Genomic DNA, 26250 nt, shown 5'->3' on the forward strand with positions numbered 1-26250 from the left:
CGGGGAGGCCAGACCGGAAGATGAGAGGTTTCGGTCCATTATTTCCCCAGTCGGCGCCAATTTGGCGCAAAATTGCGGTTCGGACGCCGCTCCCGCCCGAGCGGGCCTGCCAAATATGCAAAAACGCATGTGAATCAGCGCTTCTCCGCTTTGACGGCAGCGCCGCGCCGGACTATGTAGCGGGCTCATGACACAATCCGAAAACGATCCCGCCTGGCCGGACCATAAACCGACCGCGCTCCTCGTGCTTGCCGATGGCACGGTGCTCGAAGGCTTTGGCCTCGGCGCCGAAGGACACGCCGTCGGCGAGGTCTGCTTCAACACCGCGATGACCGGCTATGAGGAGATCTTGACCGATCCGTCCTATGCCGGGCAGCTCATCACCTTCACCTTCCCGCATATCGGCAATGTCGGGACCAACGAGGAAGACATCGAGACGGTGAACATGGCCGCGACGCCTGGCGCGCGCGGCGTGATCCTGCGCACCGCCATCACCGATCCCTCGAACTACCGCGCCACCCGCCATCTCGACCAGTGGCTGAAGGCGCGCGGCATCATCGGCCTGTCCGGCATCGACACCCGCGCGCTGACCGCGCTGATCCGCAGCAAGGGCATGCCGAACGCCGTGATCGCGCACGCGAAGAACGGCGAGTTCGACCTGCACGGCCTGAAGGAAGAAGCGCGCGAATGGCCCGGCCTCGAGGGCATGGACCTCGTGCCCTTGGTCACCTCGGGTCAGCGCTTCACCTGGGACGAGACGCCCTGGGAATGGAATCAAGGTTTCGGCCGCCTGGACAATCCTGCGTACAACGTCGTCGCCATCGACTACGGCATCAAGCGCAACATCCTGCGCCTGCTCGCCGGAGTCGGCTGCAAGGTGACTGTTGTGCCGGCGACCACATCGGCCGAAGACATCCTGGCGATGAAGCCGGATGGCGTATTCCTGTCGAACGGCCCGGGCGATCCGGCCGCGACCGGCAAATACGCCGTGCCGGTGATCCGGGAAGTGATCAAATCGGGCACGCCGACGTTCGGCATCTGCCTCGGGCACCAGATGCTCGGCCTCGCCGTCGGCGCCAAGACCAAGAAGATGCATCAGGGCCATCACGGCGCCAACCATCCCGTTAAAGACGAGACCACGGGTAAGGTCGAGATCACCTCGATGAACCACGGCTTTGCCGTGGACGAGAAGACGCTGCCGAAGGGCGCGACGCAGACGCACGTGTCGCTGTTCGATGGCTCCAATTGCGGCATCCAGCTCGACGGCAAGCCGGTGTTCTCGGTGCAGTACCACCCCGAGGCCTCACCCGGCCCACGCGACTCGCACTATCTGTTCCAGCGCTTTGCCGATCTGATGCGCGAGAGAAAACGGGCGTAAGCCCTTCGCGCAATCGCTGCCACGACATCATGCCCGGGCTGGTCCCGGGCATCTTTGTTCCGCCATTCCTCGGCGCACGAAGCGCGAGCCCGGAATGACGAGGGAACGTCAATTCACGCGGGTCGTTGAACCCTGCTATCCCAATGCAGGAGCCCGTCATGTCCGCCGTCCACGACAATGCCGAGCCGCTAGCGATCGTCTTCGAAGACGACGGCCTCGTACCGAACAACATCCTGCCGTTCCTGGTCTATCAGGACGCGGTCAAGCTCGATCCGAAGCGCCCCGAGGAAACCATCGAAGGCCTGTTCGCGGAGAACGGCTGGGGCGGCACGTGGCGTAACGGCGTCTACGATTATCTCCACTATCATTCGACCGTGCATGAGGTGCTCGGCGTCGCGCGCGGCCACGCCCGCGTGCGCTTCGGCGGCGATCACGGTCGCGCGCTGGAGATTTCCGCCGGGGACGTTGCGATCCTGCCGGCCGGCACGGGCCATCAGCGGCTCACCGCGAGCAACGATTTCTGCGTGGTCGGCGCCTATCCGCCGGGGCCGCCGATGGATCTGGTGCGGCCGACGCTGGAGGCGCATGCCAAGGCGCTGAAGACGATTCCGGTGGTCACGGTGCCGAAGACCGATCCGGTGATGGGCGCGAACGGGCCGCTGGTGCGGTTGTGGCAGCGGTGAGCGATCGGGCGTAGAATTACGCCTAGATTGTTCGCGCTGTGACGAGGAACCACCCATGGCCACGACCTTCACTCCGATCGCCGCGCTGATCGGCGGCGTACTGATCGGTCTCTCCGCGGTGATGCTGATGGCGGTCAGCGGCCGGATCGCCGGCGTCAGCGGCATCGCGGCGCGGCTGTTGCCGCCGGTGATCGATCGCGACTGGGCGGGCCGCCTCGCGTTCCTAGCCGGTCTCGTCGCCGCGCCCATGCTTTGGCAGCTCGGGACCGGCGCGCTGCCGGCGCAGGCGATCGCGGCGGGCGGCATCATGCTCGCCAGTGCAGGCTTCCTGGTCGGCTTCGGCTCGGTCTGGGGCAATGGCTGCACCTCGGGCCACGGCGTTTGCGGCATCTCGCGGCTGTCGGTGCGCTCCATCGTCGCGACGCTCACCTTCATGGCCACGGGCGTTGCGACCACCTTCGTTGTCCGGCACCTGTTCTGAGGCGCGCACATGTCGATCCTGATCCAGTTCATCATCGGTCTCGTGTTCGGCGGCGGGCTCCTGATTTCCGGCATGGCCAATCCAGCCAAGGTCCTCAACTTTCTCGATCTCGCAGCCATCGCTGATGGCACGTGGGATCCGAGCCTGATGTTCGTGATGCTTGGCGCGGTCGCGACCGCCTTCATCGGCTTCCGCCTGGTACTGAAGCGGCCGCGGCCGCTGCTCGCCGACAGCTTTCAGCTGCCGACGAAAGCCGATCTCGACCAGCGCATCATCGCCGGTCCGGCGATCTTCGGCATCGGCTGGGGCTTTGCCGGCTTCTGTCCGGGCCCAGCCTTCGTCGCACTCGGCTACGGCACGCGCGCGTCCATGCTGTTCATGATCGGGATGCTGGTCGGCATGGCCGCCGCACGCATGCTCGCCGAGCGACAGCCGACGCTTGCAACGCCATCCTACGAGTGAAAGACAGCGGAGCAATCGTCACGGGCTGTCATGCCACGAACCAATCAGCCACGCGTCGCTACCTCTCGATATCCGAGACCGACATCGCGGCCTTGCGGACATCGGACGGCGTCGCGCCGTGGAGGCGGCGAAACGTCCGATTGAAATAAGACAGGTCGCTGAAACCCGCCTCATAGGCGATCTGCGTGATACTCAGTCGCTTATGTCGCCGGTCGGTCAACATGCGAAGGGCCATTGCCAATCGTTGGGCAAGGACGAAGGCCGAGAACGAACTGCCGGCCTGCTCGAACAACCTGCGCAAATGACGCGGCGAAATTCCCTGGTTTGCGGCGATCATGCTGGCCGACAGGTCGTGGCGGCCGAGCGCCAACGTGATGTCCGCCCGGATCGCGCTCAAGCGGACGTCCTCCTCGCTGCGTCGCCTTGCGGCGTCCGCGCGATCCCCCCCGCGCCGATCGCGAGCGCTGCGAGGTCCGTGATGTGGGCGGACACACTGTCGGCAAGTTGCGGCGACACGAGATCGCCGCTGGCCTGCAGCAGTTCGACATATCGGCCCAGCAGCCGAAGTGCGGCATTGCCGGCCGGAATGGATCGGCCCAACGTCGACGAGAAATGCGGGACGATCGCTGCGATCAGCGGCCGCGACAGCGCCAATGTGATGAAGCTGCCGCGGTAGTGCAGGGTGCTTGTCGAGGCATCAGTTGAGGTCAGCAGACAGGCGCTGCCGACCCCAATGGCCGTCTCCTTGCCGAACTGCGTGACGGTGGCCGATCCGCCGCGCAGCATCGAGAGAACGATGCTATCCCTGCCCCTGCCCGCCAGCGCCCGTGTGACCTGGTAATGCGCCGCAGAGCGCGAGCCAACGGCGATTCCGACGCCCGGCAACGAATGAAACGTTACGTCGGCGTGGAACGGCCTATTGCCAATCGGCTCGATGTCGAAATTGCCGATATTGCGCCCGTAGATCTCGCGCCACATCGCGAGGCGCTTGTCCTGAGGAAACTCCAGCGTCGAAATGTGGACGGGCCGGAACGGCACCGGATTCGTCAAATCCCTCTCCTGCGATCGATGGTTGTTCCGTTGGGTCGACAGCCAACCGAATTTGGTTCGAACAATCCGTTGGTTGCCGTCTGGTCCGTATTGTCAGGGCCGCACAGTCCAAGCTGAGCGGCACTCGCGCCCCTAATGTCGGACATGCATCCATTTGCGGATGAAAAGGGGTGGGCATGATTGCAAATCGTATGGTCGCAGCGCTGGTTCTGGCCGGCGTCATTGGCGTTGAGGCCGAGGCATTTTCTGCCGATCTGCCGCCGGGGGCGCTGGTGACCAAGGCGCCTGCCGGTGTCGCCTACCGCTGGACCGGTTGTTATGTCGGCGCCAATGTCGGCGGCGGCTCCGGCCGTACGAGCTTCACCGACGTAAGGCCGCACCTTGCATCGCCGCTCGACCTCGGTAGCGAGCGCACCAGCGGCGCGCTCGGCGGCGGCCAGGTCGGTTGCGATTATCAGGCGGGCGGCTGGGTGTTCGGCGTTCAGGGCCTGTACGACGCCGCCGACCTGAAAGGCAGCCATCAGTTCGTCCCCGGACCGGCTCATCCGCTATTTCCCAATGTCTACGATCTCAGCTCGCGAATGTCGTGGTTCGCAACGGCGACCGCACGCATCGGCTACGCCATTCAGCCGCAACTCCTGATCTATGCCAAGGGCGGCGCCGCCTGGACGCAATCGACCGTCGACTATGCCGTTAACGGGATGGGCATCACCAGTCCATATGCGGGGGCCGGATCGCACGCCAGCTGGACGGCGGGAGGCGGGATCGAATACCTGCTCGCGCCGAACTGGTCACTGTTCGCCGAGTATAACTATCTGGATTTCGGATCGACGACGCCCACTCTGCAAGGTACCGGAGCGGCGACTGGCTTCACGACGCCGATCCAGCTGACCCGCCGGATCGACACCGCGATGTTCGGCGTCAACTACCGCTTCGGTCCGTTAGGGCCGTAGCGGGGGTTTACGCCGCGTTGCTGCCCTCCTGACGGCTCGCCTCGAACAGGAACCAGGTGCGGCGCTCGGTCTCATCGATGAAGACTTCGAGCAAGCTCGCGCTTGCGACGTCGCCGGCTTCGTCGCACACCTCGTGGGCTTTGCGCATGGCGGCTGCGACGTGCTTGTTGTCCTGCATCAGCTCGCGCAGCATCTCGCGGGGCGGGACGTAATCCTCGTCGTTGTCCTTGATGGTCTTGAGCTTGGCGACCTGGCCGATCGACTTCAGCGTGGCGCCGCCGATCTTGCGGACGCGCTCGGCGAGTTGGTCGGTGGTGGCGAAGATCGCATCCGACTGCTCGTCCAGCATCAGGTGATAATCGCGGAAGTGGCGGCCGCTGATGTGCCAGTGGAAATTCTTGGTCTTCAGGTACAGCGCGAAGGCATCGGCAAGCAGCACGTTGAGCGCTTCCGAAACCTTGTCGACCGAGGCGGATGCCAAATCGGTCGGGGTGTCGAGATCGGATGAGATCTTGTGGTTATCTGGCTTTTTGCTCACGGGAGACCTTCCTGTTAGGACGCGGACATTGACGACGTGTCGTCGCACCCCTAACGCAGGCGAGCAGCGCCGGTTCCTGCCCCGGGAACCGCTTTGCCGGGACCTTCGAAGACCATGGACGATTGGATCGACTACTACGACTCCACGCACACGATCTATGTCAGCAAGCTGCATCGCGATTTGCACTTCCAGATCATCGCGCGGGACATCATCGGCTATATCTCCTCGCCCGACGCGACGGTGCTGGACTATGCCTGCGGCGAGGCTCTGTCGGCGAGCGAGGTCGCGAATGCCTGCGGCAAGCTGATCCTGGCGGAGCCCGCGCCGGGCGTGCGTGGCCGGCTGATCGCGCGCTTTGCGCCGAACACCAAGATCCGTGTCCGCTCGCTTGAAGACGTGCGCAAGATGGCCGAGCAGTCAATCGACCTCGTGGTGATGAACTCGGTCGTCCAATACATGACGCCGGCGGAGCTGGACTCCGCGCTCTCTGTGATCCGCCGGCTCCTGAAACCTTCAGGCAAGCTGGTGCTCGGCGATATCCTGCAGCCCGAGGTCGGCATGTTCAGAGACGTGCTAGCCCTGCTGAGCTTTGGCGCGCGCCACGGCTTTCTGAAGGATGCCCTGGTCGGACTGGTCTCGACCGCGCTGTCCGACTACCGCCACCTGCGCTCGCGCATTGGACTCCAGCGCTACAGCGAGGACGAGATCACCGCCAAGCTTACGGCGGCGGGGTTTTCCGTGCAGCGCGCGCACGCCAATATCGGTCACAACCGTTGGCGCATGACCTTCATCGCGCGCCCACCCTTTGCACGCAGTTAGGGTTAACAAGGAGTGGAGGTGGCCTGCCCGACTACGATCGGTAATGATCAGGTCGGCCCGGTGGCGGAAGCGTCAACGCGAGGGCGGTGCATCGCTCTTTATCCTGGTTCAAATCCAGGCCGGGTCTCCAGCCTTCGCTGGCTCGGCCAGCTTCGGCTCGGCAAGCCCCATCGTAGCGAAGGTTGCCTCGACGAAGCCCGAAGGGCGAAGGCGGGCACGCTTCGACGGACCGTGCCAAACTCAAAATCTCGAAAACAACCCCATGCACAGTAGCCGGCGACTGCCGAGCGATGCCTCGCTGGATTTTGCGAAGGCTTTGACTCGTCGGGCAAATTGGGCGCTCTCGCGCGATCGGCTCAATTTTGGTCCGCGTCGACCACTTCGCACGCAGAGAGCAGCTGCAGCCGATCGGCATCCTTGGCGGCCGAGTTGATCACGGCATCGAGCAGGCCCGGGAAACGCGCTGCCAGATCCTCGCGGCGCAGCCGCATGAATCGGCTGGTCCCCACCACACGGGTCTGCATCAGCCCGCATTCACGCAGCTTGGCGAAGTGATAGGCGAGATTCGACTTGGCCCCGAGGCCGCTGAAGTCGCCGCAGCGCAGTTCGCTGCTGACACGTTCCTGCTGTGCGAGCTGGTAGACGATCGCCAGCCGGATCGGATCGCTCAAGCAATCGAGAACCATCGGCAGTTCGATCTGCTCGCGCGTGGGATGCAAGGGCGTGCGGCTCATGGCAAGATTATAACCATGCGGCCGATTTGCTCAATAGTTCTTGAACCAATTGACAACGGAATTGGGGCAGCGAATAGTTCAATAAACATTGAACTTAGGACTGAGAATAGGAAGATCGGGACATGAGCATCTTCTGGCTGGCGCTTGCCGCGTTTGCGATCGGGACGGAAGCTTTTGTTATTGCGGGACTTTTGCCGACCATCGCGACGGACCTGTCGATCTCGGTATCGGCGGCCGGGCAGTTGGTCACCGTGTACGCCCTTACCTATGCCGTGGGATCGCCGATCCTGGCGGTGACTTTGAACAATATCGACCGCCGCACCGTGCTGACGCTGGCGCTCTCGACCTTCATTGCCGGCAATCTGCTGGCGGTGGTCGCCACCGGCTTCCCGTCGCTGCTGGCCTCGCGGATGCTGATGGCGCTCGGCGCCGGCCTTTGCATGCCCACCGCGCTCGGCGTTTCTGTCGCAGTTGCCTCTCCTGAGCGCCGCGGACGCGCGGTCGCGCTCGTCACCTCGGGCCTCACGGTCGCGACCGTCGTCGGTGTCCCCCTCGGCAATTTCATCGGCAGCCTGTTCGGCTGGCGCGCGACCTTTGCGATGGTCGCCCTGCTCGGCGCCATCGCGCTTGCAGGCCTGCTGTTCGGCCTGCCGCGGGGCCTGCCGCGAAACACGGCTTCGCTGGCCGATCGGCTGGCGGTGGCGCGTCACAGCAATGTCTTGATCGCCCTTCTGATCACGATTTTATGGGCGCTCGGCGGCTTCACCGTGTTCACCTATTTCGCAGTCCCGTTGCGCGGCCTCGGCTTCGATGCGTCGCAAATCAGCCTTGCGCTGCTGATTTTCGGCGGGGCGGCCGCGATCGGGAACATGCTCGGCGGCATCCTAGCAGACCGGCTCGGCACGCTGACCACTGCAGCGCTCGGGCTCGCGGGCATGGCGACGGCGCTGATCCTGCATTCGGTGGTGCTGAAGCTGATGCCGGACCAGGCGCATTATGCGGTGCTCGGCGCGATCTTCCTCTGGGGCATTTCGGGCTGGGCGTTCTACCCGGCGCAGGTTGCCAGCATCATCCGGATCGAGCCGCAGGCCTCCATGATCGCGCTCTCGCTCAACGCGTCCGCCATGTATCTCGGCTTCGCCATTGGTGGTGCCTTGGGCGGGGCGGTGCTCGCGGCACTCTCGCCGACCGATCTCGGCTGGGTCGGCGGATCGAGCGTTGCGGCATCGCTTCTGGTGCATCTCGCCCGGGGTTGGCAGGCCCGGCCAAAACCCGTGAAAATTGCCGGTTGATGGGCATTTTTCGGGGTTTCGCCGCCCCGAAAACTGGTCTAAGACCCACCCGCGCGCGAGGGAAACCCGCGCTCTCGGCTCAGGGGACGCGCGACCAGCGCGCCCTTTTTTTGTGCCTAAATTCCAGCCCGCGAGCGGTGATGCCCAAACGAACCGACATCTCGACCATCCTGATCATCGGCGCCGGTCCCATCGTGATTGGCCAGGCCTGCGAGTTCGACTATTCCGGTACCCAAGCCTGCAAGACGCTGAAGGAAGAGGGCTACCGCATCGTCCTCGTCAATTCCAATCCGGCCACCATCATGACCGACCCGGAATTGGCCGATGCGACCTATATCGAGCCGATCACGCCTGAGATCGTTGCAAAAATCATCGAGAAGGAACGTCACGTCATTCCCGGCGGCTTCGCGCTGCTGCCGACCATGGGCGGCCAGACCGCGCTGAACTGCGCGCTCTCGCTGCGCCGGCAGGGCACGCTCGACAAGTTCGACATCGAGATGATCGGCGCGACTGCTGACGCCATCGACAAGGCCGAGGATCGCCAGCTATTCCGCAATGCCATGGAGAAGATCGGGCTCCAGACACCGAAGTCGCGGCTTGCCAACGCCTCCGAGCTGAAGAAGTCCTTCCGCGACAAGTATCTCGCCGAGCGCGAGAAGCTGTCCGGCGCAGCGCTGGAACAACTCGACCAGCAGTGGACGCTCGGCGAGAACGAGCGTCGCAAGCGCTACCAGGAATACGCGCTGGGCCAGGCGATGATGGCGCTGTCCGAGATCGGACTGCCCGCGATCATCCGGCCCTCCTTTACGCTGGGCGGCACCGGCGGCGGCATCGCCTACAACAAGGAAGAGTTCCTCGACATCATCGAGCGCGGCCTCGATGCGTCCCCCACCAACGAGGTCCTGATCGAGGAATCCGTTCTCGGCTGGAAAGAGTTCGAGATGGAGGTGGTGCGCGACAAGAAGGACAATTGCATCATCGTCTGCTCGATCGAGAATTTCGATCCGATGGGCGTGCACACCGGCGACTCCATCACGGTGGCGCCGGCGCTGACGCTGACCGACAAGGAATACCAGATCATGCGCGACGCCTCGCTGGCGGTGCTGCGCGAGATCGGGGTCGAGACCGGCGGCTCGAACGTTCAGTTCGGCATCAACCCGGCCGACGGCCGCATGGTCGTGATCGAGATGAACCCGCGTGTTTCTCGTTCTTCGGCGTTGGCGTCGAAGGCGACGGGCTTCCCGATCGCCAAGGTCGCAGCCAAGCTCGCGATCGGCTACACGCTGGACGAGATCACCAACGACATCACCGGCGGCGCGACGCCGGCCTCGTTCGAGCCGACCATCGACTACGTCGTGACCAAGATCCCACGTTTCGCCTTCGAGAAATTCCCCGGCGCCTCCCACACGCTGACGACCTCGATGAAGTCGGTCGGCGAGGTCATGGCGATCGGCCGCACCTTCCAGGAAAGCCTGCAAAAGGCGCTGCGCGGGCTCGAGACCGGGCTGACCGGCCTCGACGAGATCGAGATCGAAGGGCTCGGCCAGGGCGACGACAAGAACGCAATCCGCGCCGCACTCGGCACGCCGACGCCGAACCGGCTGCTCCAGGTCGCGCAGGCGATGCGGCTCGGCTGGTCCAACGACGAGATCTTCAACTCCTGCAAGATCGACCCCTGGTTCCTCGCCGAGATGCGCTGCATCGTCGACATGGAGGACAAGGTTCGCAAGAACGGCCTGCCGCAAAATGCCTTCGGCATGCGCACGCTGAAGGCCATGGGCTTCTCGGACGCGCGACTCGCGGTGCTCTCGGAGAGCACGGAAGCCGACGTTACGGCAAAGCGCCACGCGCTCGGCGTCCGCCCGGTGTTCAAGCGCATCGACACCTGCGCCGCCGAGTTCGCCTCGCCCACCGCCTATATGTATTCGACCTACGAGGCGCCGTTCGCGGGCGCAGTTGCGGACGAAAGCGAGCCGTCGGATCGCAAGAAGGTCATCATCCTCGGCGGCGGCCCGAATCGCATCGGCCAGGGCATCGAGTTCGACTACTGCTGCTGTCACGCCTGCTTCGCGCTGCATGACGCCGGCTACGAATCCATCATGGTCAACTGCAATCCGGAGACGGTGTCGACCGACTACGACACCGCCGACCGGCTGTATTTCGAGCCGCTTACGGCCGAAGACGTGCTTGAGATCATTGCGACCGAGCGCAGCAAGGGAACGCTGCATGGCGTGATCGTGCAGTTCGGCGGCCAGACCCCGCTGAAGCTCGCGCGTGCGCTGGAGGCCGCCGAAGTGCCGATCCTCGGCACCTCGCCCGACGCCATCGATCTCGCCGAGGACCGCGACCGCTTCAAGCGCGTGCTCGACAAGCTTCGTCTCAAGCAGCCGAAGAACGGCATTGCCTATTCGGTCGAGCAGGCGCGGCTCGTCTCCGCCGATCTCGGGCTGCCGCTGGTGGTGCGTCCGTCGTACGTGCTCGGCGGCCGCGCGATGCAGATCATCCGCGAGGAGAACCAGCTCAACGACTATCTGCTCGGCACGCTGCCCGAGCTCGTGCCGTCCGATGTCAAGGCGCGCTACCCGAACGACAAGACCGGGCAGATCAACACCGTGCTCGGCAAGAACCCGCTGCTGTTCGACCGCTACCTCTCCGACGCCACCGAGGTCGATGTCGACTGCCTTTGCGACGGCAAGGACGTCTTCATCGTCGGCATCATGGAGCACATCGAGGAAGCCGGCATCCACTCCGGCGACTCCGCCTGCACGCTGCCGCCCTACTCGCTCGATGCGAAGATGATCGAAGAGCTGAAGCGACAGACCCGCGAGCTCGCGCTCGGCCTCGACGTCGTCGGCCTGATGAACGTGCAATACGCCATCAAGGACGGCGAGATCTACGTGCTCGAGGTCAATCCGCGCGCCTCGCGCACGGTGCCGTTCGTCGCCAAGGTGATCGGCACGCCGGTCGCCAAGATTGCCGCTCGCATCATGGCCGGCGAGAAGCTCGCCGACTTCAACCTGAAGAAGGCCCAGCTCAAGCACGTCGGCGTCAAGGAGTCGGTCTTCCCCTTTGCGCGCTTCCCCGGCGTCGACACGGTGCTCGGCCCTGAGATGCGCTCGACCGGCGAGGTCATGGGCATCGACCGCTCCTTCGAGGTCGCGTTCGCCAAGAGCCAGCTCGGCGGCGGCACCCGCGTGCCACGCAAGGGCACGGTGTTCGTCTCGGTGCGCGACAGCGACAAGAACCGCATCGCAGAGGCGGTGCGGCTGTTGCAGTCCGTCGGCTTCAAGGTGCTGGCGACGTCGGGCACGCAGCGCTTCCTGGCCGACCAGGGCATTCCGACCGAGAAGGTGAACAAGGTGCTGGAGGGCCGGCCGCACATCGTCGACGCCATCACCAATGGCGACATCCAGCTGGTCTTCAACACGACGGAAGGTCCGCAGGCGCTGGCCGACAGCCGCTCGCTGCGGCGCGCGGCCCTCTTGCATAAAGTGCCGTATTACACCACTCTTTCCGGGGCCGTGGCGGCCGCGCAGGGCATCCGCGCTTATCTGGGCGGGGACCTTGAGGTTCGTACCCTGCAGAGCTACTTTTCGGAAACCTGATCGTTAGCGGGGGCGAGACCCTCGCTAAGTGATTGGCAATGAAGCTACAATGACCGGAGGAACTGTCCGGCCATGTGGTTGTTCTGTTCCGGCGCCAGCCCCACATAACGTTCCGGTGGCCGCATGTTCAGCCCCGGGATCACCGACGAATCAAGGTTGCTGCGCCTCACTTTTTTTGGGGGCGCGGGGCCGAAGGACGAGAGAAGAGATGGAAAAGGTTCCGATGACTTCGGCCGGATTTGCCGCGCTCGGAGAAGAATTGAAGCATCGCCAGTCCGTGGATCGTCCGCGGATCATCGAGCATATCGCCGAGGCGCGCTCACACGGAGACCTGTCGGAGAACGCGGAATATCATGCCGCGAAGGAAGAGCAGTCCCATAATGAGGGCCGCATCGCCGAGCTCGAGGACAAGCTCGCGCGCGCCGACATCATCGACATCTCCAAACTGTCCGGCGATACCATCAAGTTTGGCGCCACCGTGACGTTGGTCGACGAGGACACCGAGAAGAAGACGGTGTGGCAGATCGTCGGCGAGGTCGAGGCTGATGCCAAGAAGGGCCGCATCTCCATCACCTCACCGCTCGCCCGCGCGCTGATCGGCAAGAAGAAGGGCGCCTCCGTCGAGGTCAACACGCCAGGCGGCGCCAAGGCCTACGAGATCACCAAGGTCGAGTGGCGGTAACCCGTGCCGCGATAGATACCGAATGCAAAAGCCGCGCGGCCAGCGCGGCTTTTTTGTCTCGCGCTCGTTATGCGATTGTGAACGGCCGCGATTGTGAACGATGACGTCCTCCGTCATGCTCTCTTGGCTGCATCAAGGGAGGACACGATGGACGTCGATCGTATCGCCGCGCAGAGCCAGCCCTATCTGCTCAGCCTGTTCCGCTTCATCACCGGACTTCTGCTGTTCCAGTTCGGCGTGGCAAAACTGTTCAAGTTTCCGCCCGTCGAGATGTTCGCCGACGTCACGCCGCTGTCGCTCTGGGGCATCGCCGGCATGATCGAACTGGTGTTCGGCGGGCTGTTGATGCTGGGCCTCTTCACACGCCTCGTCGCCTTCATTCTGTCGGGCGAGATGGCGTTCGCCTATTTCATCGAGCATCTGCCGCACAGCTTCTTCCCGCTCGTCAATGAGGGGACGCTGGCGATCCTGTTCTGCTTTGCCTGCCTTTATCTTGCGTCAGCCGGCGGCGGTCCGATCAGCGTGGATGCGATGCGGCGAGGATGAGTCTCGCTTCAGCGCCGCCCCTTCACCTCCAGCGGCACGGCGGCTTCGTATTTCGAATTGTGCAGCACCAATGAGGTCCGGACGTTGCGCACATGCGGAGCCGCGGTGAGATGCGTGACGAAATCCTGGAACGTCGCCATGTCCGGCGCGACGCATTTCAGGATGAAATCGACCTCGCCCGACAGCATCCAGCATTCGCGCACCAGCGGTTCGGCGCGCACGAACTGCTCGAAGGCGCGCAAGTCCGCCTCCGCCTGGCTCGACAAATGAACCGCAGCGAACACCGTCACGTCGAAGCCGAGCTTTCGCGAATCGAGCAGCCCGCGATAGCCGTGGATATAGCCCTCCTCCTCGAGCGCCCGGACACGCCGCAGGCAGGGCGGCGGCGAAATGCCGACACGCTTGGCCAGTTCGACATTGGTGATTCGACCGTCGGCCTGGATTTCGGCGAGAATTTTGAGATCGATCTCGTCTAGGTTCCGCGACACGTGATTGGAACTCCTGGCCTTGTCTGCGGTATCGGGTGGGTTCGTCGCAATCCTCATACCCAGTCCCACCGAGATGCGCAATTTTATTGCGCGTGCAGCGCAACGATCTTTTGTTCCCGGGGGGAAAAATCCGCCGACATGGGCTGCAATTCTTGCATAGCTCGCCAGAAGGCTTAGATTAGTACTGACATTTCAGCGCCTCCGCGGCGCCTTCCCAGGCACTATCCGCGCCCGCGCTGCAACTCCCCCAAGAGAGAGGCACCGGTCCACATGCGCGCGCCCATCCATGCCAAGGTCGTCATCATCGGCTCCGGCCCCGCCGGCTACACCGCGGCGATCTACGCCGCGCGTGCGATGCTTGAGCCGATCCTGATCCAGGGCATCCAGCCGGGCGGCCAGCTCACCATCACGACCGACGTCGAGAACTATCCCGGCTTTGCCGACGTGATCCAGGGGCCCTGGTTGATGGAGCAGATGGAGAAGCAGGCGGTCCATGTCGGCACCAGGATCGTCACCGACCTGGTCACCAAGCTGGAAACCGCGCAGCAGCCGTTCCGCCTTACCTGCGACAGCGGCGACGTCTACCTCGCCGACACCGTGATCCTCGCCACAGGCGCGCAAGCGCGCTGGCTCGGGCTGCCCTCCGAAGGGAAATTCCAGGGCGGCGGCGTGTCGGCCTGCGCCACCTGCGACGGCTTCTTCTACCGCGGCAAGGAAGTCGTGGTCGTCGGCGGCGGCAATACCGCGGTCGAGGAAGCGTTGTACCTGACCAACCATGCCTCGCAGGTCACCATCGTGCATCGTCGCGACCACTTCCGCGCCGAGCGCATCCTGCAGGAGCGTCTGTTCAAGCACCCGAAGATCAAGGTGGTCTGGGACTCGGCTGTCGACGAGATCTGCGGCACCGAGAACCCGAACAAGGTCACGCATGTCCGTCTGAAGAACGTCAAGACCGGCGCGCTCACGGAACTGAAGGCCGACGGCATCTTCATCGCCATCGGCCACGCGCCGGCGACCGAGCTCGTGAAGGGCCAGGTGAAACTCAAACCGTCGGGCTATGTCGAGGTCGCCCCGAACTCGACCGCCACCTCGGTGCCCGGCCTGTTCGCGGCCGGCGACGTCGCCGATGAAACCTATCGCCAGGCCGTCACGGCCGCAGGCCTCGGCTGCATGGCCGCACTCGAAGCCGAACGTTTCTTGGCCCTGCGCGCCAGCGAGCGCGCGGCAGCGGAATAACGACCATGCCTCGAACACGCGACGGATTTACCGATATGGACTGGGACAAGCTGAAGGTCTTTCACGCGGCAGCGGAAGCGGGCAGCTTCACGCATGCGGGCGAGCAGCTCGGCCTGTCGCAGTCGGCGGTGTCACGCCAGGTCTCGGCGCTGGAGCAGGAGCTCTCGGTCTCGCTCTTCCACCGCCATGCCCGCGGCCTGATCCTCACCGAGCAGGGCGACCTGTTGTTCCGCACCGCGCATGACGTGTTCATGCAGCTCCAGGCGGCGCGCGCGAAACTGACCGACAGCCGCGAGCGGCCGAGCGGCGACCTCAAGATCACGACCACGCCCGGCGTCGGCATCAACTGGCTGATCCCGCGGCTCGGTGAGTTCACCTCGCTCTATCCGGAGATCCGCATCTCCCTGATCGTCACCGACGAGGAGCTCGACCTGTCGATGCGCGAGGCTGACGTTGCGATCCGCACCCGCAAGCCGACGCAGCCGGATCTCATCCAGCGCAAGCTTTTTGCGATGGGCTTCCACGCCTATTGCTCGCCGGAATACATCAAGCGCTTCGGTACGCCGCGTACGCTGGAGGAGCTCGACTCCCACCGCATCATCACGCTCAGCGACGGCAACTTCGCCCCGCATTTGCAGAACCGCAACTGGCTTGTCGAAGCTGCGCGTAACGGTTCGGGCCCGCGCGAGGCTTACTTCAAGGTCAACAACATCCTCGGTCTCGTGCGCGCGTGTCAGCAGGGCCTCGGGATTGCGGCGCTGCCGGATTATCTCGTCGAAGAAAACAGCCGTCTCGTGCAGCTGTTCGGCGAATCGGACTCGATTCAACTCGATACGTATTTCGTCTATCCCGAGGAGTTGAAGACGGTCGCGCGCGTGCAGGTGTTCCGCGACTTCGTGGTGAGCAAGGCGCAACGCTGGCCGTCCTGATTTCCGCATGACTGACATGCGACCTCGGCTGTTGCTGCAGGGCGCTCGGCAAGCCCATACTGTTTGCACGCTGAGCCTTCGCGTTGCGCATTTGTCCCCCTCCTCCAGTGGCGCGGGAGTTCAGTAATCCCTCTTGGAAGGTGATTGTGTCGGCCTCACGTGGCCAATACCTAAGCCGGGCCCTTCGGGTCCGGCTTTTTTTCTGCCAATTTGGTCTTCGCTTTCCGCGTGTATTGACAGTTCCACATATCCCACGCATCATTTGCGCACCATGATCACGAATTCGTGCGCAATCCTCTCGAAGGCGATCGCCTCGAAAAAAGCCCCCCACCCGGGGCCAAGGGATATTTGCGCGCGCTAGACCTTCTCGTCGTCGCGATCCCGAAAAACCCCGCCGTCTGGACGGGGTTTTTTCATGTGCCTCCGTCTCAGACCTCAACTGAAGGAGATGGAACATGACCGACCTAAGACAACGATTGCAGGGCCTCTGGCTGCCTCTGGTGACGCCGTTTCGCGACGGCCATCTCGACGAGCGCTCGCTCCGGCAGCTCGCGCGACACTACGCGTGCGAGGCCATCGACGGCTTCATCCTCGGCGCGACCTCCGGTGAAGGCATGACGCTGAAGGGCGCCGAGCTCGAGCGCCTCGTCGCAACCGTGCGCGAGGAGCTCGCCGCGCAACGTCGCAGCGTTCCGATCGTTCTTGGCCTCTCCGGCGCGGACACCGCGCGGCTGAAGGAAAGCCTGGATGAAACCGCGGACTGGCCGATCGACGGTTATCTGATCGCGAGCCCCTACTACCTGCGGCCATCGCAGCGCGGCCTATGTGCGCATTTCGAGGCGCTCGCCGATCACGCTGCCTGGCCGATCGTGCTCTACAACATTCCCTATCGCACCTCGGTCAATCTCACCAACCAGACGCTGCTCCGCCTTGCCGAGCATCCGAACATCGTTGGCCTGAAGGATTGCTCCGCGAACCGCGAGCAATCGATCGCGCTGCTCCGCGACAAGCCGGACCACTTTCGTGTGCTGACCGGCGAGGACGCGCACACTCATGAAGCGCTGAGCGACGGCGCGGATGGCGCCATCTTGCTCTCCGCCCACATCGAGACCGCAACCTTTGCTGCGATTCATACCGAGCTGAAGCGCGGCAATGCCGACACCGCGCTCGCGCGCTGGCAGGAGGTTTCGGAGTTGACGCGGCTGTTGTTCGCCGAGCCGAGTCCGGCGCCGGCAAAGTACTGGCTGTGGCGATGCGGCCTCATCGACAGTCCGGAGGTGCGCCTGCCGATGGTCGAGGTCGGAAGCGAACTCGCCGCCGCGCTCGATAGCGAGATCGCGCGGAGGTTGGAAAAATCCGCCTATGGGGAATCGTCGGTGGCTCCGCGCCCTGACGGCCGCATGGCAACGCCTTTCATGCAGACCTGAGCACGGACGCGTCGAGACGTATCCGATGTCCGATTGGCTGCGCCGTGATATCGGCCTGACCGAAGACGTCGTGACATCGGCATTGGAGCGGCTTGACGGCATCAAGCGGAGGCACTGCGGATGGGTCTGATGGCTGCGAGGTCGTGCGGAAGACGCAGTCTCTTCGCCTCGCCCTGCGCACACGAAGCTACCCTCTCCCACACGGGAGAGGGTGCATCACAAGCTTGGCTCGATCTCGATCACGCCCGCGGCGCGCAGCGGACGTAGACCATGTTGCCGTAGCGGGTGGCGGCGTCCTTGTCGATGAATCGGGTGACCATGACGCGGCCGTCGAAGGAGACGATCTCGCGGTCCTGCTCGCCGGGAGTCGGTCCGGCCGGTCCGATATAGTTCTTGCCGCTTGGTGAGCCCTTCAGCCGCAGCTCCTGCGGCGTCGCCTGGTCGGCCAGGTGCATGATCACGCCGCCGCTCGATCCGGCGCCGATCACATAGGGATTCTTGCACTGCGCGCGGGCCGCAGCCTCGGTGCGGGCGCGGTCGGACGGGTTCTGGAACGAGGCAAGGCCCCAGCGGCCGACGATCTCGTCGGCGCGGATCGACGCCGGCATTTCCGGCCCAGTGCCGGGCTCGGCCTCCGGCGCCGGCGAGGACGATGAGAACGACGGCAGGCTCATGCCGCCGCCACATGCACCCAGCAGCAGCGCCAAGGCTGCGGCGGCGCCCAGCTTGGCAACCGTCCGCGCGTGAGCTGAACTGATCATGGCATTCCCCCGAGCAAAGCGCCCCCCAAACACGAGCCTGACAGCCCCCTCCCGCAGCCAAGCGCAAAACCGCTGCCGGGGCAATGACGTCGTAGAATACGCCAGCGTCCCCAATTCGTTTCGATCGTCAACATCCTATATCCGTCTCACCAATGGCTTAACCACCCTTTGCTTGACAGGATCGCGGCCAAGCCATATTTCCGGGCGCACTATTAGCACTCGGGAAGCCCGATTGCTAAAGCGCGCCGTTCGATCCCGGCATTCGATCCGGAGGTCGGACGGGGGCGCAGGCCCCTCTCCTAGTTCCGTCGCTTCCGAAGCGAGCTTCCAAAGGGAAACGTCATGGCTAAGTCCAAATTTCGTCCGCTGCATGACCGTGTCGTGGTCAAACGTATCGATGCCGAGGAAAAGACCAAGGGCGGCATCATCATTCCCGACACCGCCAAGGAGAAGCCGTCCCAGGGCGAAATCGTCGCCGTCGGCCTCGGCGGCCGCGACGAGGCGGGCAAGCTGATCCCGATCGACCTCAAGGTCGGCGACCGCGTGCTGTTCGGCAAGTGGTCGGGCACCGAGGTCAAGATCGACAATGAAGATCTCCTGATCATGAAGGAGTCGGACATCATGGGCGTGCTGGCCTAAGGCCACAACGTCCCTTCAAACGCCGCCGCGCTTCCCTCTTGTCATGCCCGGGCTTGAGCCGGGCATCCATCCTGCTTCGAAAGATGATGGATTGCCGGGTCAAGCCCGGCAATGACGATTAGGGTGCGCGGCCCATTTCCACATCATGCCAGGAGCAAAAAATGGCTGCCAAGGACGTCAAGTTTTCCGGAGACGCGCGCGAACGCATGCTGCGCGGCGTCGACATTCTCGCCAACGCCGTCAAGGTGACGCTCGGCCCGAAGGGCCGCAACGTCGTCATCGAGAAGAGCTTCGGCGCGCCCCGCATCACCAAGGACGGCGTCACCGTCGCCAAGGAGATCGAGCTCGAGGACAAGTTCGAGAACATGGGCGCCCAGATGGTGCGTGAGGTCGCCTCCAAGACCAACGACCTTGCTGGCGACGGCACCACCACCGCGACCGTGCTGGCTCAGGCCATCGTGCGCGAAGGCGCCAAGGCGGTTGCCGCCGGCATGAACCCGATGGACCTCAAGCGCGGCATCGACACCGCGGTTGCGGCTGTCATCAAGGACATCGAGAAGCGCGCCAAGCCCGTCGCCGCCTCGTCCGAGGTCGCCCAGGTCGGCACCATCTCGGCCAATGGCGATGCCGCCATCGGCAAGATGATCGCGCAGGCGATGCAGAAGGTCGGCAACGAGGGCGTCATCACCGTCGAGGAGAACAAGTCGCTCGACACCGAAGTCGACATCGTCGAGGGCATGAAGTTCGACCGCGGCTATCTGTCGCCCTACTTCGTCACCAACGCCGAGAAGATGACCGCCGAGCTCGAGGACGCCTACATCCTCTTGCACGAGAAGAAGCTCTCGGGCCTGCAGGCCATGCTGCCGGTGCTGGAAGCCGTGGTGCAGTCCGGCAAGCCGCTCGTCATCATCGCAGAGGACGTCGAGGGTGAGGCGTTGGCCACGCTGGTCGTGAACCGTCTCCGCGGCGGCCTGAAGGTTGCCGCCGTCAAGGCCCCGGGCTTCGGTGATCGCCGCAAGGCCATGCTCGAGGACCTCGCGATCCTCACCGGCGGCCAGCTGATCTCCGAAGAGCTTGGCATCAAGCTCGAGAACGTCACGGTGAAGATGCTCGGCCGCGCCAAGAAGGTCGTGATCGACAAGGAGAACACCACGATCGTCAACGGCGCCGGCAAGAAGCCGGACATCGAGGCCCGCGTCGGCCAGATCAAGGCCCAGATCGAGGAAACCACCTCGGACTACGACCGTGAAAAGCTCCAGGAGCGTCTGGCCAAGCTCGCCGGCGGCGTCGCGGTGATCCGCGTCGGCGGCGCGACCGAGATCGAGGTCAAGGAGAAGAAGGACCGCGTCGAGGACGCGCTCAACGCCACCCGCGCGGCCGTGCAGGAAGGCATCGTCCCCGGCGGCGGCGTCGCGCTGCTCCGCGCCAAGAAGGCGGTGGGCCGTCTCACCAACGCCAATGCCGACGTGCAGGCCGGCATCAACATCGTGCTGAAGGCGCTCGAAGCCCCGGTCCGCCAGATCTCCGAGAACGCCGGCCTCGAAGGCTCGGTCGTCGTCGGCAAGATCCTGGAGAACAAGTCCGAGACCTTCGGCTTCGACGCCCAGACCGAGCAGTACGTCGACCTGGTCGAGAAGGGCATCATCGACCCCGCCAAGGTGGTGCGCACCGCGCTTCAGGACGCCTCCTCCGTGGCCGGCCTGCTGGTGACCACCGAAGCCATGGTCGCCGAGCTGCCGAAGAAGGAAGCAGCCCCCGCGATGCCGGCCGGCGGCGGCATGGGCTTCTGAGCCCGTCGCAGCAAAAAAATCGCGCGAAGGCCGCCTCCGGGCGGCCTTCTTTTTTGCCCAGAATGGCCTGCGCTTTCCGATTCAACCTCCGGCCAAAACCCACTACGGTGGCGCCGATTCTGATCTCTTGAGGGTTTCGTCGATGCGCGCGCTTTCGTTCTGCTCGATTGGTTTTTTGGCGGCATTGCTTGCAGTTTCGCCTGAGGTCGCGTCCGCCCAGATGAAGCTGTCGCCAAAGGCCGCCGCGCCCAGTGGAACCGAGACGCGCTATTTCACCTCGATCGACGGGCTCATGGACGGCAATGCCGATGTGATCCTGAAGGAGACCCGCCAGGGCAAGACGGTCACCGCGGCCGTGCTCGACGTCTGCTATCCCGCAGCGAAGAATTCCGACCGCAAGGACCGCTTCGTCGTCAACCTCACGGTCGCCGGCCAGCTCTTGTCGGGCACGACGCAGAGTCTCGGCGACAAGGCGCCGGTCACCGTCAAGCTGACGCGCAAGCCGACCAGCGATACCTTCGAATTCCGTGGCCAGATCTCGATCGGCGGCAACGTGACCGAGGTCGCCTCGCCCGACAATTCCGATCTCAGCGAGAAGGAGTTTCTGGACAACCAGACCTCCGACGACGGCATCACGCCACAGCCGAAGGATTTCACCGAGGTCTCGCCGGAAGCGATCGCGGTCAAGGTCAAGTTAGAGGCGGCGACCGACTTCCTGAAGAGCCTGAAGGGCCAGGATGTCGAGGTGACGCTGGCAAGCCTGTCGGTCGGCTGCGACGCGCTGCGCGCCGGCGAGCAGACCATCAACATGTCGGTCGATCCGGAACGGGCAGCTGCGCTGCTCGCCAAGTTCAAGGCGATGCCGGGCGTCACCGCAGTGGGCTGGACCGCCGGCATGATGGAGATGGACCGCACCATCCGCTTCGCCGCCGCCGACTGGCGCGACGGCGACAAGATCAGCCGGGACCGGCTCGCCGGCACCGTCGCCAACGTGCTGGCGAGGACGCTGACGGCAAAAACCGTCTCGCAAAGCTTCGACCCCGTCACCGGCAAGCTCAAGGTCGTCTTGAAGCGGCCGAACCAGGATTTCCCAGCGCTCGAGCTCACCGATACGATCGAGGTCGCGGGCCTGGTCTCGACCGACAAGCCCGGCAGCAGCGACCGCCTCCTGCTCTGGGTCGGCAGCCCCGCGATCACAACGGCCGACGAGAGCACCGGCGCCAAGCTCAACCTGTCGGATGAAGCCGGCACCGATGAAGAGGGCGATCAGACCGACGACAACGGCGCGATCGAGGCGCTGACGAAGGAATTGAAGGGCCAGCGCTGGGACGCCGACAAGTCGGTGTGGAAGTAGTCCGTACACCAACTCTTGGTCATCGCCCGGCTTGACCGGGCGATCCAGTACGCCGAGGCGGTCGTGATTGAATCGATGGGCCGCGGCGTACTGGGTGCCCCGGTCGAGCCGGGGCACGACAGCGAGTTGGTTTAATTCCCGTTCATCCGGAAGCGCAGCGGCTTGGGGCCGATCAGCGTGAGAAAGTCACCCTGGCGCTTCCAGGTCTCGACGCTGGCGAGCGCCGCGACGAGGTCGTCATCGGCCTGGGCCTTGGCCGGCGGACAGGAACGGTCCTGGATCTGGCCGGGTACGAAGATCACCGTGTTGCCGGCGACCGAGAACTGACCTTTGCCGCCCTTGCACCAGAGCTCCAACACCACCTCGCCATTGTCGCCGATCTCGATGTTGGGAATGCGCTTCGAGCCCTGCTGCGGCAAGGCTTCGAGCGTCATCTCGGATCCGAAGGGAAAGCCGTCCTCGGCGTGGCTTGCGCCCGCCATCAGCACCACCGCGGCCGCCGCGCACACCATCTGCTTGACCGAAACCATGAGACCTCTCGACCGTCCTTGAACCGCCGCACCTTCTATAAGACGGGAACGACGTTGAGAAGGTTCGCCGCACACGCAAAATCCCCGCGGGGTTTTTCCCGCGGGGATGTCGTTACGTTGAGAATGCGTCGCGCTACTTCAACACCAGCGCCGTGAACGGCCATACGTAGGCCTGGAGCGTCACGAGCACGCCGACCAAGCAGGCCAGCACGATCGAGTGCCAGAACACGAAGCGCAGGATCGTGCCCTCGTGGCCGTACCACCGCGTGGCGGTGGAGGCGACCACGATCGACTGCGCATCGATCATCTTGCCCATCACGCCGCCGGAGGAGTTCGCCGCCGCCATCAGGATGGGCGACAATCCGATCTGTTGCGACGTGATCTTCTGGAGGTTGCCGAACAGGATGTTCGAGGCGGTATCCGATCCCGTCAGCGCGACACCCAACCAGCCGAGCAGCGTGCCGAAGAAGGGATAGAGCACGCCAGTCGCCGCAAAGGCGAGACCGAGCGTCGCGTCGACGCCCGAAAGGCGGGTGAGCGTGCCGATCGCGAGCATCGCCGAGATCGTGATCAGCGAGATCGCGCAGAGCCGGATCGTGCGGCCATATTCGACCAGCAGCCGGCCGGGACCGACGCCCATCAGGAAGCCCGAGATGATCGCCGCGATCAGCATGCCCGTGCCGGTGAAGGACAGATAGGTAAAGTTGAACACCGCACCTTCCGGCGTGGGGCCAGCCGCAACCGGCGGCATCTTGTTGATCATCTTGTCGAGATCGGGAACTGCATACTTCCAGACGAACAACGAGTCCGCCCAGGACTTGAACCATCCACTGCCCCAGATCAGCATCACGACGCAGACGATGATCCACGGCAACAGCGCGCTCCACAGCTCGGCCTGCGTGAGCGGCGTCTTGTCGAGCGGTGCAGTCTTGCCCATTTCCGACACCGATTCATCGCGGCCGCGCAGCGCCGGCGACAGCCAGAGCTGCTTGGGTTGCCACACTTTCAGGAACAGGATCAGCGCCCCCATCGAAATCAGCGACGCCCCGATGTCGACGATCCAGGGATTGATGAAGTTGGAGATCACGAATTGCGGGATTGCGAAGGACACGCCGGTGACAAGGATCGCCGGCCAGATATCCTTCATGCCGCGCCAGCCCGCGAACGCCCAGACCACCCAGAATGGCACGATCAGCGAGAAGAACGGCAACTGCCGTCCGACCATCGCGCCGAGGATATACGGATCAAGTCCGGTGACGGAGGCAAGGCCCTGGATCGGCGTGCCAAGTGCGCCATAGGCGACCGGCGCGGTGTTTGCGATCAGCGACAGGCCGGAGGCGGCGAGCGGCGAGAAGCCGAGACCGATCAGCACGGCGCCGGTGATCGCGACAGGCGTGCCGAAACCCGAGGCGCCTTCGAAGAAGGCGCCGAAGGAGAACGCGACCAGCAGGAGTTGCAGGCGCCGGTCCTCGGTGACGCCGCCGACCGCGCGCTTCAACAGCTCGAAGCGCCCCGTCGTGACCGTCACCTGGTAGAGGAAGATGACGTTGAGGACGATCCATCCGATCGGGAAGAAACCGGTGACGACGCCGAGTGCGGAGGCGCGGACCGACATGTTCACCGGCATGGTGAAGATGACGATCGTGATCAGGTTGGTGATGATGACGGCAATCACGGCCGCGATGTGCGCTTTCACGCGCCCGCTTGCGATCATGATCAACAGCGAGACCACCGGGACCGCCGCCGCGATGGTCGACAACGCCGCATTGTTCAGTGGGTTATAAACTTGATTCCACATGCTCGTCCTCCCCCACGCATTGGTGCGGCAGGGCGGCCAGCGTGGATAGCCGAACCTGCTTGATGCGGGTCGCGATAGTCCCTGAGCCTGAGGCGGTCATGTCGCGAGTGCGGCGGTTCCCATCCGCTCACAAGCTCGCGAAGTTCCGAAGGCCCCCACCCCGCGCCGTTATGCCCATGCTAGGGTTGCCGGCCCGGACAACGCAAATCGCCGGATTTGCAACTTTAGTCTAAGCGCGCTTATTTGCGCCGTTGCATCAGGCGCTTGCGCCTACCCCGCAGGAGACCCCTATCTGTGAAGAACATCCGCGCGACGCTCGCGACCGTTTGGCGAATCGCCATCCCCTACTTCCGGTCCGAGGACAAATGGGCCGGCCGCGGCCTGCTCGCCGCAGTGATCGCGATCGAGCTGGCGCTGGTCGCGATCGACGTGCTCGTGAACCAGTGGCAGAACCGTTTCTACAGTGCGCTCCAGGCCTATGATCTGGACAGCTTCGTGCGCGAGATCTGGATCTTCATCGGCCTCGCCTCGGCCTTCGTCGCACTGGCCGTCTATCAGCTCTATCTGAACCAATGGCTCCAGATCCGCTGGCGGCAATGGCTGACGCGGCACTATCTCGGCGAATGGCTCGATGACGCCACGCACTACCGCATGCAGCTCACCGGCGACGCCGCCGACAATCCGGACCAGCGCATCACCGACGACGTCAAGAATTTCGTCGAGCAGACCCTGAGCATCGGCGTCGGCCTGCTGTCCTCGATCGTGACGCTGTTCTCCTTCGTGATCATTCTTTGGGGCCTCTCCAACGCCGCCCCCCTGCATCTCTTCGGCAGCGACTTCGCGATCCCCGGCTATCTGTGCTGGGGTGCCCTGATCTACGCGATCCTCGGCACCGCCCTGACGCACTGGATTGGTGTGCCGCTGGTCAATCTCAATTTCGAGCAGCAGCGCTTTGAAGCCGACTTCCGCTTCAACCTGGTCCGGGTGCGCGAGAATTCCGAACAGATCGCGCTGCTCAAGGGCGAGAGCGCCGAGCGCGGACGCCTCCTGCACCGCTTCAGCTTCGTGATCGGCAACTGGTACGCGATCATGAGCCGCACCAAGCGCCTCACCGCGTTCACGGCGAGCTATCAGCAGGCTGCCGTGATCTTTCCCTACGTGTTGGTGGCGCCGGCCTATTTCGCCAAGAAGATCCAGCTCGGTGACATGATGCAGACCGGCTCGGCCTTCTCGAGCGTGCAGCGCGCGCTGTCGTTCTTCGTGACGACCTACCGCTCGCTCGCCGAATGGCGCGCGGTGGTTGCCCGTCTCGACGGCTTCGAGATGTCGGTCAGCTCGGCCGCCAATCTCCCCGCGCACGAGCCGACCATCGGCGTCACGCCATCCACGGGCAGCGAGGCCATCGCGCTCGAGCAGTTGCTGGTGAAGCTGCCGAACGGCAAGCCGCTGGTCGCAGCCAACGCCTTTGCGATCCAGCACCCCGAGCGCGTGCTGGTGACGGGACCGTCGGGCTCGGGCAAGTCGACGCTGTTCCGCGCCATCGCCGGGGTCTGGCCGTTCGGCACTGGCAAGATCGCCATCCCCGGGAAATCCAGCCTGATGATGCTGCCGCAGCGGCCTTATTTCCCGATTGGCCCGCTCGGCGACGCCGTGATCTACCCGGCCGAGCACGGCACGGTTGCGCCCGACAAGATCAAGGACGCGCTGAGAGCGGTCGGCATGCCGCGGCTTGCCGAGCAGCTCGACGAGGAAGCGCACTGGAACAGGACGCTGTCGCTCGGCGAGCAGCAGCGGTTAGGGGTGGCACGGGCGCTGCTGCATGCGCCGGATTACCTGTTCCTCGACGAGGCGACTGCCTCGCTCGATGAGCCGTCCGAGGCCCTGCTCTACCGCCTCATGGAGGAAAGGCTGCCGTCGACCACGATCGTGTCGATCGGCCACCGCTCGACGCTCGATGCCTTCCACAGCCGCCATGTCAGGCTGGTCCAGGACGGCGAGATCCACGTGCTCGGCGGGGTCGGCGCACCGGCCTGGGCGGAGCCGAGCGAAGCGCGCTGAATGCTTCCACAGTGACC

At 64.2% G+C, this 26250-nt stretch carries 25 protein-coding genes; 17 read left to right on the plus strand and 8 right to left on the minus strand.

Going from position 1 to position 26250, the window contains the following annotated elements:
* Positions 1 to 187: 187 nt before the first annotated feature.
* The 4 genes from carA to SO139_RS14310 all read left to right on the plus strand — a co-directional run bounded on the left by carA (position 188) and on the right by SO139_RS14310 (position 3004).
* Positions 188 to 1378 (plus strand): glutamine-hydrolyzing carbamoyl-phosphate synthase small subunit, encoded by a 1191-nt coding sequence (gene carA / locus SO139_RS14295; protein ID WP_474798477.1) that lies wholly within the window; start codon positions 188 to 190, stop codon positions 1376 to 1378.
* Positions 1379 to 1536: 158 nt separating this feature from the next.
* Positions 1537 to 2061, plus strand: coding sequence for a hypothetical protein (locus tag SO139_RS14300; protein WP_474798475.1), 525 nt, complete (start codon positions 1537 to 1539; stop codon positions 2059 to 2061).
* A gap of 55 nt (positions 2062 to 2116) precedes the next feature.
* Positions 2117 to 2542 (plus strand): YeeE/YedE family protein, encoded by a 426-nt coding sequence (locus SO139_RS14305; protein ID WP_449377442.1) that lies wholly within the window; start codon positions 2117 to 2119, stop codon positions 2540 to 2542.
* A gap of 9 nt (positions 2543 to 2551) precedes the next feature.
* Entirely contained in the window at positions 2552 to 3004 is a 453-nt protein-coding gene (locus SO139_RS14310) for a DUF6691 family protein (protein ID WP_449377443.1), read from the plus strand.
* A 58-nt stretch (positions 3005 to 3062) separates the two neighbouring features.
* Here the strand turns inward: SO139_RS14310 and SO139_RS14315 are convergent, their stop codons facing one another.
* Together SO139_RS14315 and SO139_RS14320 are read right to left on the minus strand one after the other, a co-directional pair.
* Complete coding sequence (locus SO139_RS14315; RefSeq protein WP_498540175.1) at positions 3063 to 3374, minus strand: helix-turn-helix transcriptional regulator; 312 nt, start codon at positions 3372 to 3374, stop codon at positions 3063 to 3065.
* A 23-nt stretch (positions 3375 to 3397) separates the two neighbouring features.
* Positions 3398 to 4054 carry an AraC-like ligand-binding domain-containing protein gene (locus tag SO139_RS14320; RefSeq protein WP_474798470.1) on the minus strand — a complete coding sequence of 219 codons (657 nt, stop codon included), beginning with the start codon at positions 4052 to 4054 and terminating at the stop codon, positions 3398 to 3400.
* 176 nt (positions 4055 to 4230) lie between these two features.
* Between SO139_RS14320 and SO139_RS14325 the strand changes: the two genes are divergently transcribed.
* The gene (locus SO139_RS14325; RefSeq protein WP_474798468.1) at positions 4231 to 5007 is read left to right on the plus strand and encodes an outer membrane protein; all 777 of its coding nucleotides are present in this window, start codon (positions 4231 to 4233) and stop codon (positions 5005 to 5007) included.
* Positions 5008 to 5014: 7 nt separating this feature from the next.
* Here SO139_RS14325 and SO139_RS14330 read toward each other — a convergent pair whose 3' ends face one another.
* Entirely contained in the window at positions 5015 to 5545 is a 531-nt protein-coding gene (locus SO139_RS14330; RefSeq protein WP_449377446.1) for a Dps family protein, read from the minus strand.
* A 114-nt stretch (positions 5546 to 5659) separates the two neighbouring features.
* Here SO139_RS14330 and SO139_RS14335 point away from each other — a divergent pair, with 114 nt between their 5' ends.
* Complete coding sequence (locus SO139_RS14335; protein WP_474798466.1) at positions 5660 to 6364, plus strand: class I SAM-dependent methyltransferase; 705 nt, start codon at positions 5660 to 5662, stop codon at positions 6362 to 6364.
* A 356-nt stretch (positions 6365 to 6720) separates the two neighbouring features.
* On the opposite strand, the gene SO139_RS14340 is transcribed toward SO139_RS14335, so the two are convergent.
* Complete coding sequence (locus tag SO139_RS14340) at positions 6721 to 7098, minus strand: ArsR/SmtB family transcription factor (RefSeq protein WP_474798464.1); 378 nt, start codon at positions 7096 to 7098, stop codon at positions 6721 to 6723.
* Positions 7099 to 7220: 122 nt separating this feature from the next.
* Between SO139_RS14340 and SO139_RS14345 the strand changes: the two genes are divergently transcribed.
* The 4 genes from SO139_RS14345 to SO139_RS14360 all read left to right on the plus strand — a co-directional run bounded on the left by SO139_RS14345 (position 7221) and on the right by SO139_RS14360 (position 13223).
* Positions 7221 to 8390 carry an MFS transporter gene (locus SO139_RS14345; RefSeq protein ID WP_498540176.1) on the plus strand — a complete coding sequence of 390 codons (1170 nt, stop codon included), beginning with the start codon at positions 7221 to 7223 and terminating at the stop codon, positions 8388 to 8390.
* Between the two features lie 140 nt (positions 8391 to 8530).
* Positions 8531 to 11995 (plus strand): carbamoyl-phosphate synthase large subunit, encoded by a 3465-nt coding sequence (carB, locus tag SO139_RS14350; RefSeq protein WP_498540177.1) that lies wholly within the window; start codon positions 8531 to 8533, stop codon positions 11993 to 11995.
* 208 nt (positions 11996 to 12203) lie between these two features.
* The gene (gene greA, locus SO139_RS14355) at positions 12204 to 12677 is read left to right on the plus strand and encodes a transcription elongation factor GreA (RefSeq protein ID WP_027525218.1); all 474 of its coding nucleotides are present in this window, start codon (positions 12204 to 12206) and stop codon (positions 12675 to 12677) included.
* A gap of 147 nt (positions 12678 to 12824) precedes the next feature.
* Positions 12825 to 13223 (plus strand): DoxX family protein, encoded by a 399-nt coding sequence (locus SO139_RS14360; protein ID WP_449377451.1) that lies wholly within the window; start codon positions 12825 to 12827, stop codon positions 13221 to 13223.
* Positions 13224 to 13231: 8 nt separating this feature from the next.
* Here the strand turns inward: SO139_RS14360 and SO139_RS14365 are convergent, their stop codons facing one another.
* A complete protein-coding gene (locus SO139_RS14365) occupies positions 13232 to 13711 on the minus strand; it encodes an Lrp/AsnC family transcriptional regulator (RefSeq protein WP_027525216.1) in 480 nt (159 codons plus the stop codon).
* A gap of 270 nt (positions 13712 to 13981) precedes the next feature.
* On the opposite strand from SO139_RS14365, the gene trxB reads away from it, so the two are divergent.
* The 3 genes from trxB to dapA all read left to right on the plus strand — a co-directional run bounded on the left by trxB (position 13982) and on the right by dapA (position 17303).
* Positions 13982 to 14947, plus strand: a complete 966-nt coding sequence (gene trxB / locus SO139_RS14370; protein WP_498540178.1) for a thioredoxin-disulfide reductase — start codon at positions 13982 to 13984, stop codon at positions 14945 to 14947.
* A 5-nt stretch (positions 14948 to 14952) separates the two neighbouring features.
* Entirely contained in the window at positions 14953 to 15876 is a 924-nt protein-coding gene (locus tag SO139_RS14375) for a LysR family transcriptional regulator (RefSeq protein WP_449377453.1), read from the plus strand.
* A gap of 455 nt (positions 15877 to 16331) precedes the next feature.
* Positions 16332 to 17303, plus strand: coding sequence for a 4-hydroxy-tetrahydrodipicolinate synthase (dapA, locus tag SO139_RS14380; protein WP_449377454.1), 972 nt, complete (start codon positions 16332 to 16334; stop codon positions 17301 to 17303).
* 239 nt (positions 17304 to 17542) lie between these two features.
* Here dapA and SO139_RS14385 read toward each other — a convergent pair whose 3' ends face one another.
* Entirely contained in the window at positions 17543 to 18064 is a 522-nt protein-coding gene (locus SO139_RS14385) for a hypothetical protein (protein WP_449377455.1), read from the minus strand.
* Between the two features lie 342 nt (positions 18065 to 18406).
* Between SO139_RS14385 and SO139_RS14390 the strand changes: the two genes are divergently transcribed.
* From SO139_RS14390 to SO139_RS14400, 3 genes are all read left to right on the plus strand, one after another.
* A complete protein-coding gene (locus tag SO139_RS14390; RefSeq protein ID WP_449377456.1) occupies positions 18407 to 18703 on the plus strand; it encodes a co-chaperone GroES in 297 nt (98 codons plus the stop codon).
* A 161-nt stretch (positions 18704 to 18864) separates the two neighbouring features.
* Complete coding sequence (gene groL, locus SO139_RS14395; RefSeq protein WP_498540179.1) at positions 18865 to 20493, plus strand: chaperonin GroEL; 1629 nt, start codon at positions 18865 to 18867, stop codon at positions 20491 to 20493.
* A gap of 142 nt (positions 20494 to 20635) precedes the next feature.
* Entirely contained in the window at positions 20636 to 21847 is a 1212-nt protein-coding gene (locus tag SO139_RS14400; protein WP_449377458.1) for a hypothetical protein, read from the plus strand.
* Positions 21848 to 21978: 131 nt separating this feature from the next.
* Here SO139_RS14400 and SO139_RS14405 read toward each other — a convergent pair whose 3' ends face one another.
* A complete protein-coding gene (locus SO139_RS14405) occupies positions 21979 to 22377 on the minus strand; it encodes an META domain-containing protein (protein ID WP_449377459.1) in 399 nt (132 codons plus the stop codon).
* A 133-nt stretch (positions 22378 to 22510) separates the two neighbouring features.
* Positions 22511 to 24175 carry an L-lactate permease gene (locus SO139_RS14410; RefSeq protein WP_449377460.1) on the minus strand — a complete coding sequence of 555 codons (1665 nt, stop codon included), beginning with the start codon at positions 24173 to 24175 and terminating at the stop codon, positions 22511 to 22513.
* Positions 24176 to 24469: 294 nt separating this feature from the next.
* On the opposite strand from SO139_RS14410, the gene SO139_RS14415 reads away from it, so the two are divergent.
* A complete protein-coding gene (locus SO139_RS14415; protein WP_449377461.1) occupies positions 24470 to 26233 on the plus strand; it encodes an ABC transporter ATP-binding protein/permease in 1764 nt (587 codons plus the stop codon).
* Positions 26234 to 26250: the final 17 nt, after the last annotated feature.

Source organism: Bradyrhizobium sp. UFLA05-89 (assembly GCF_059803475.1).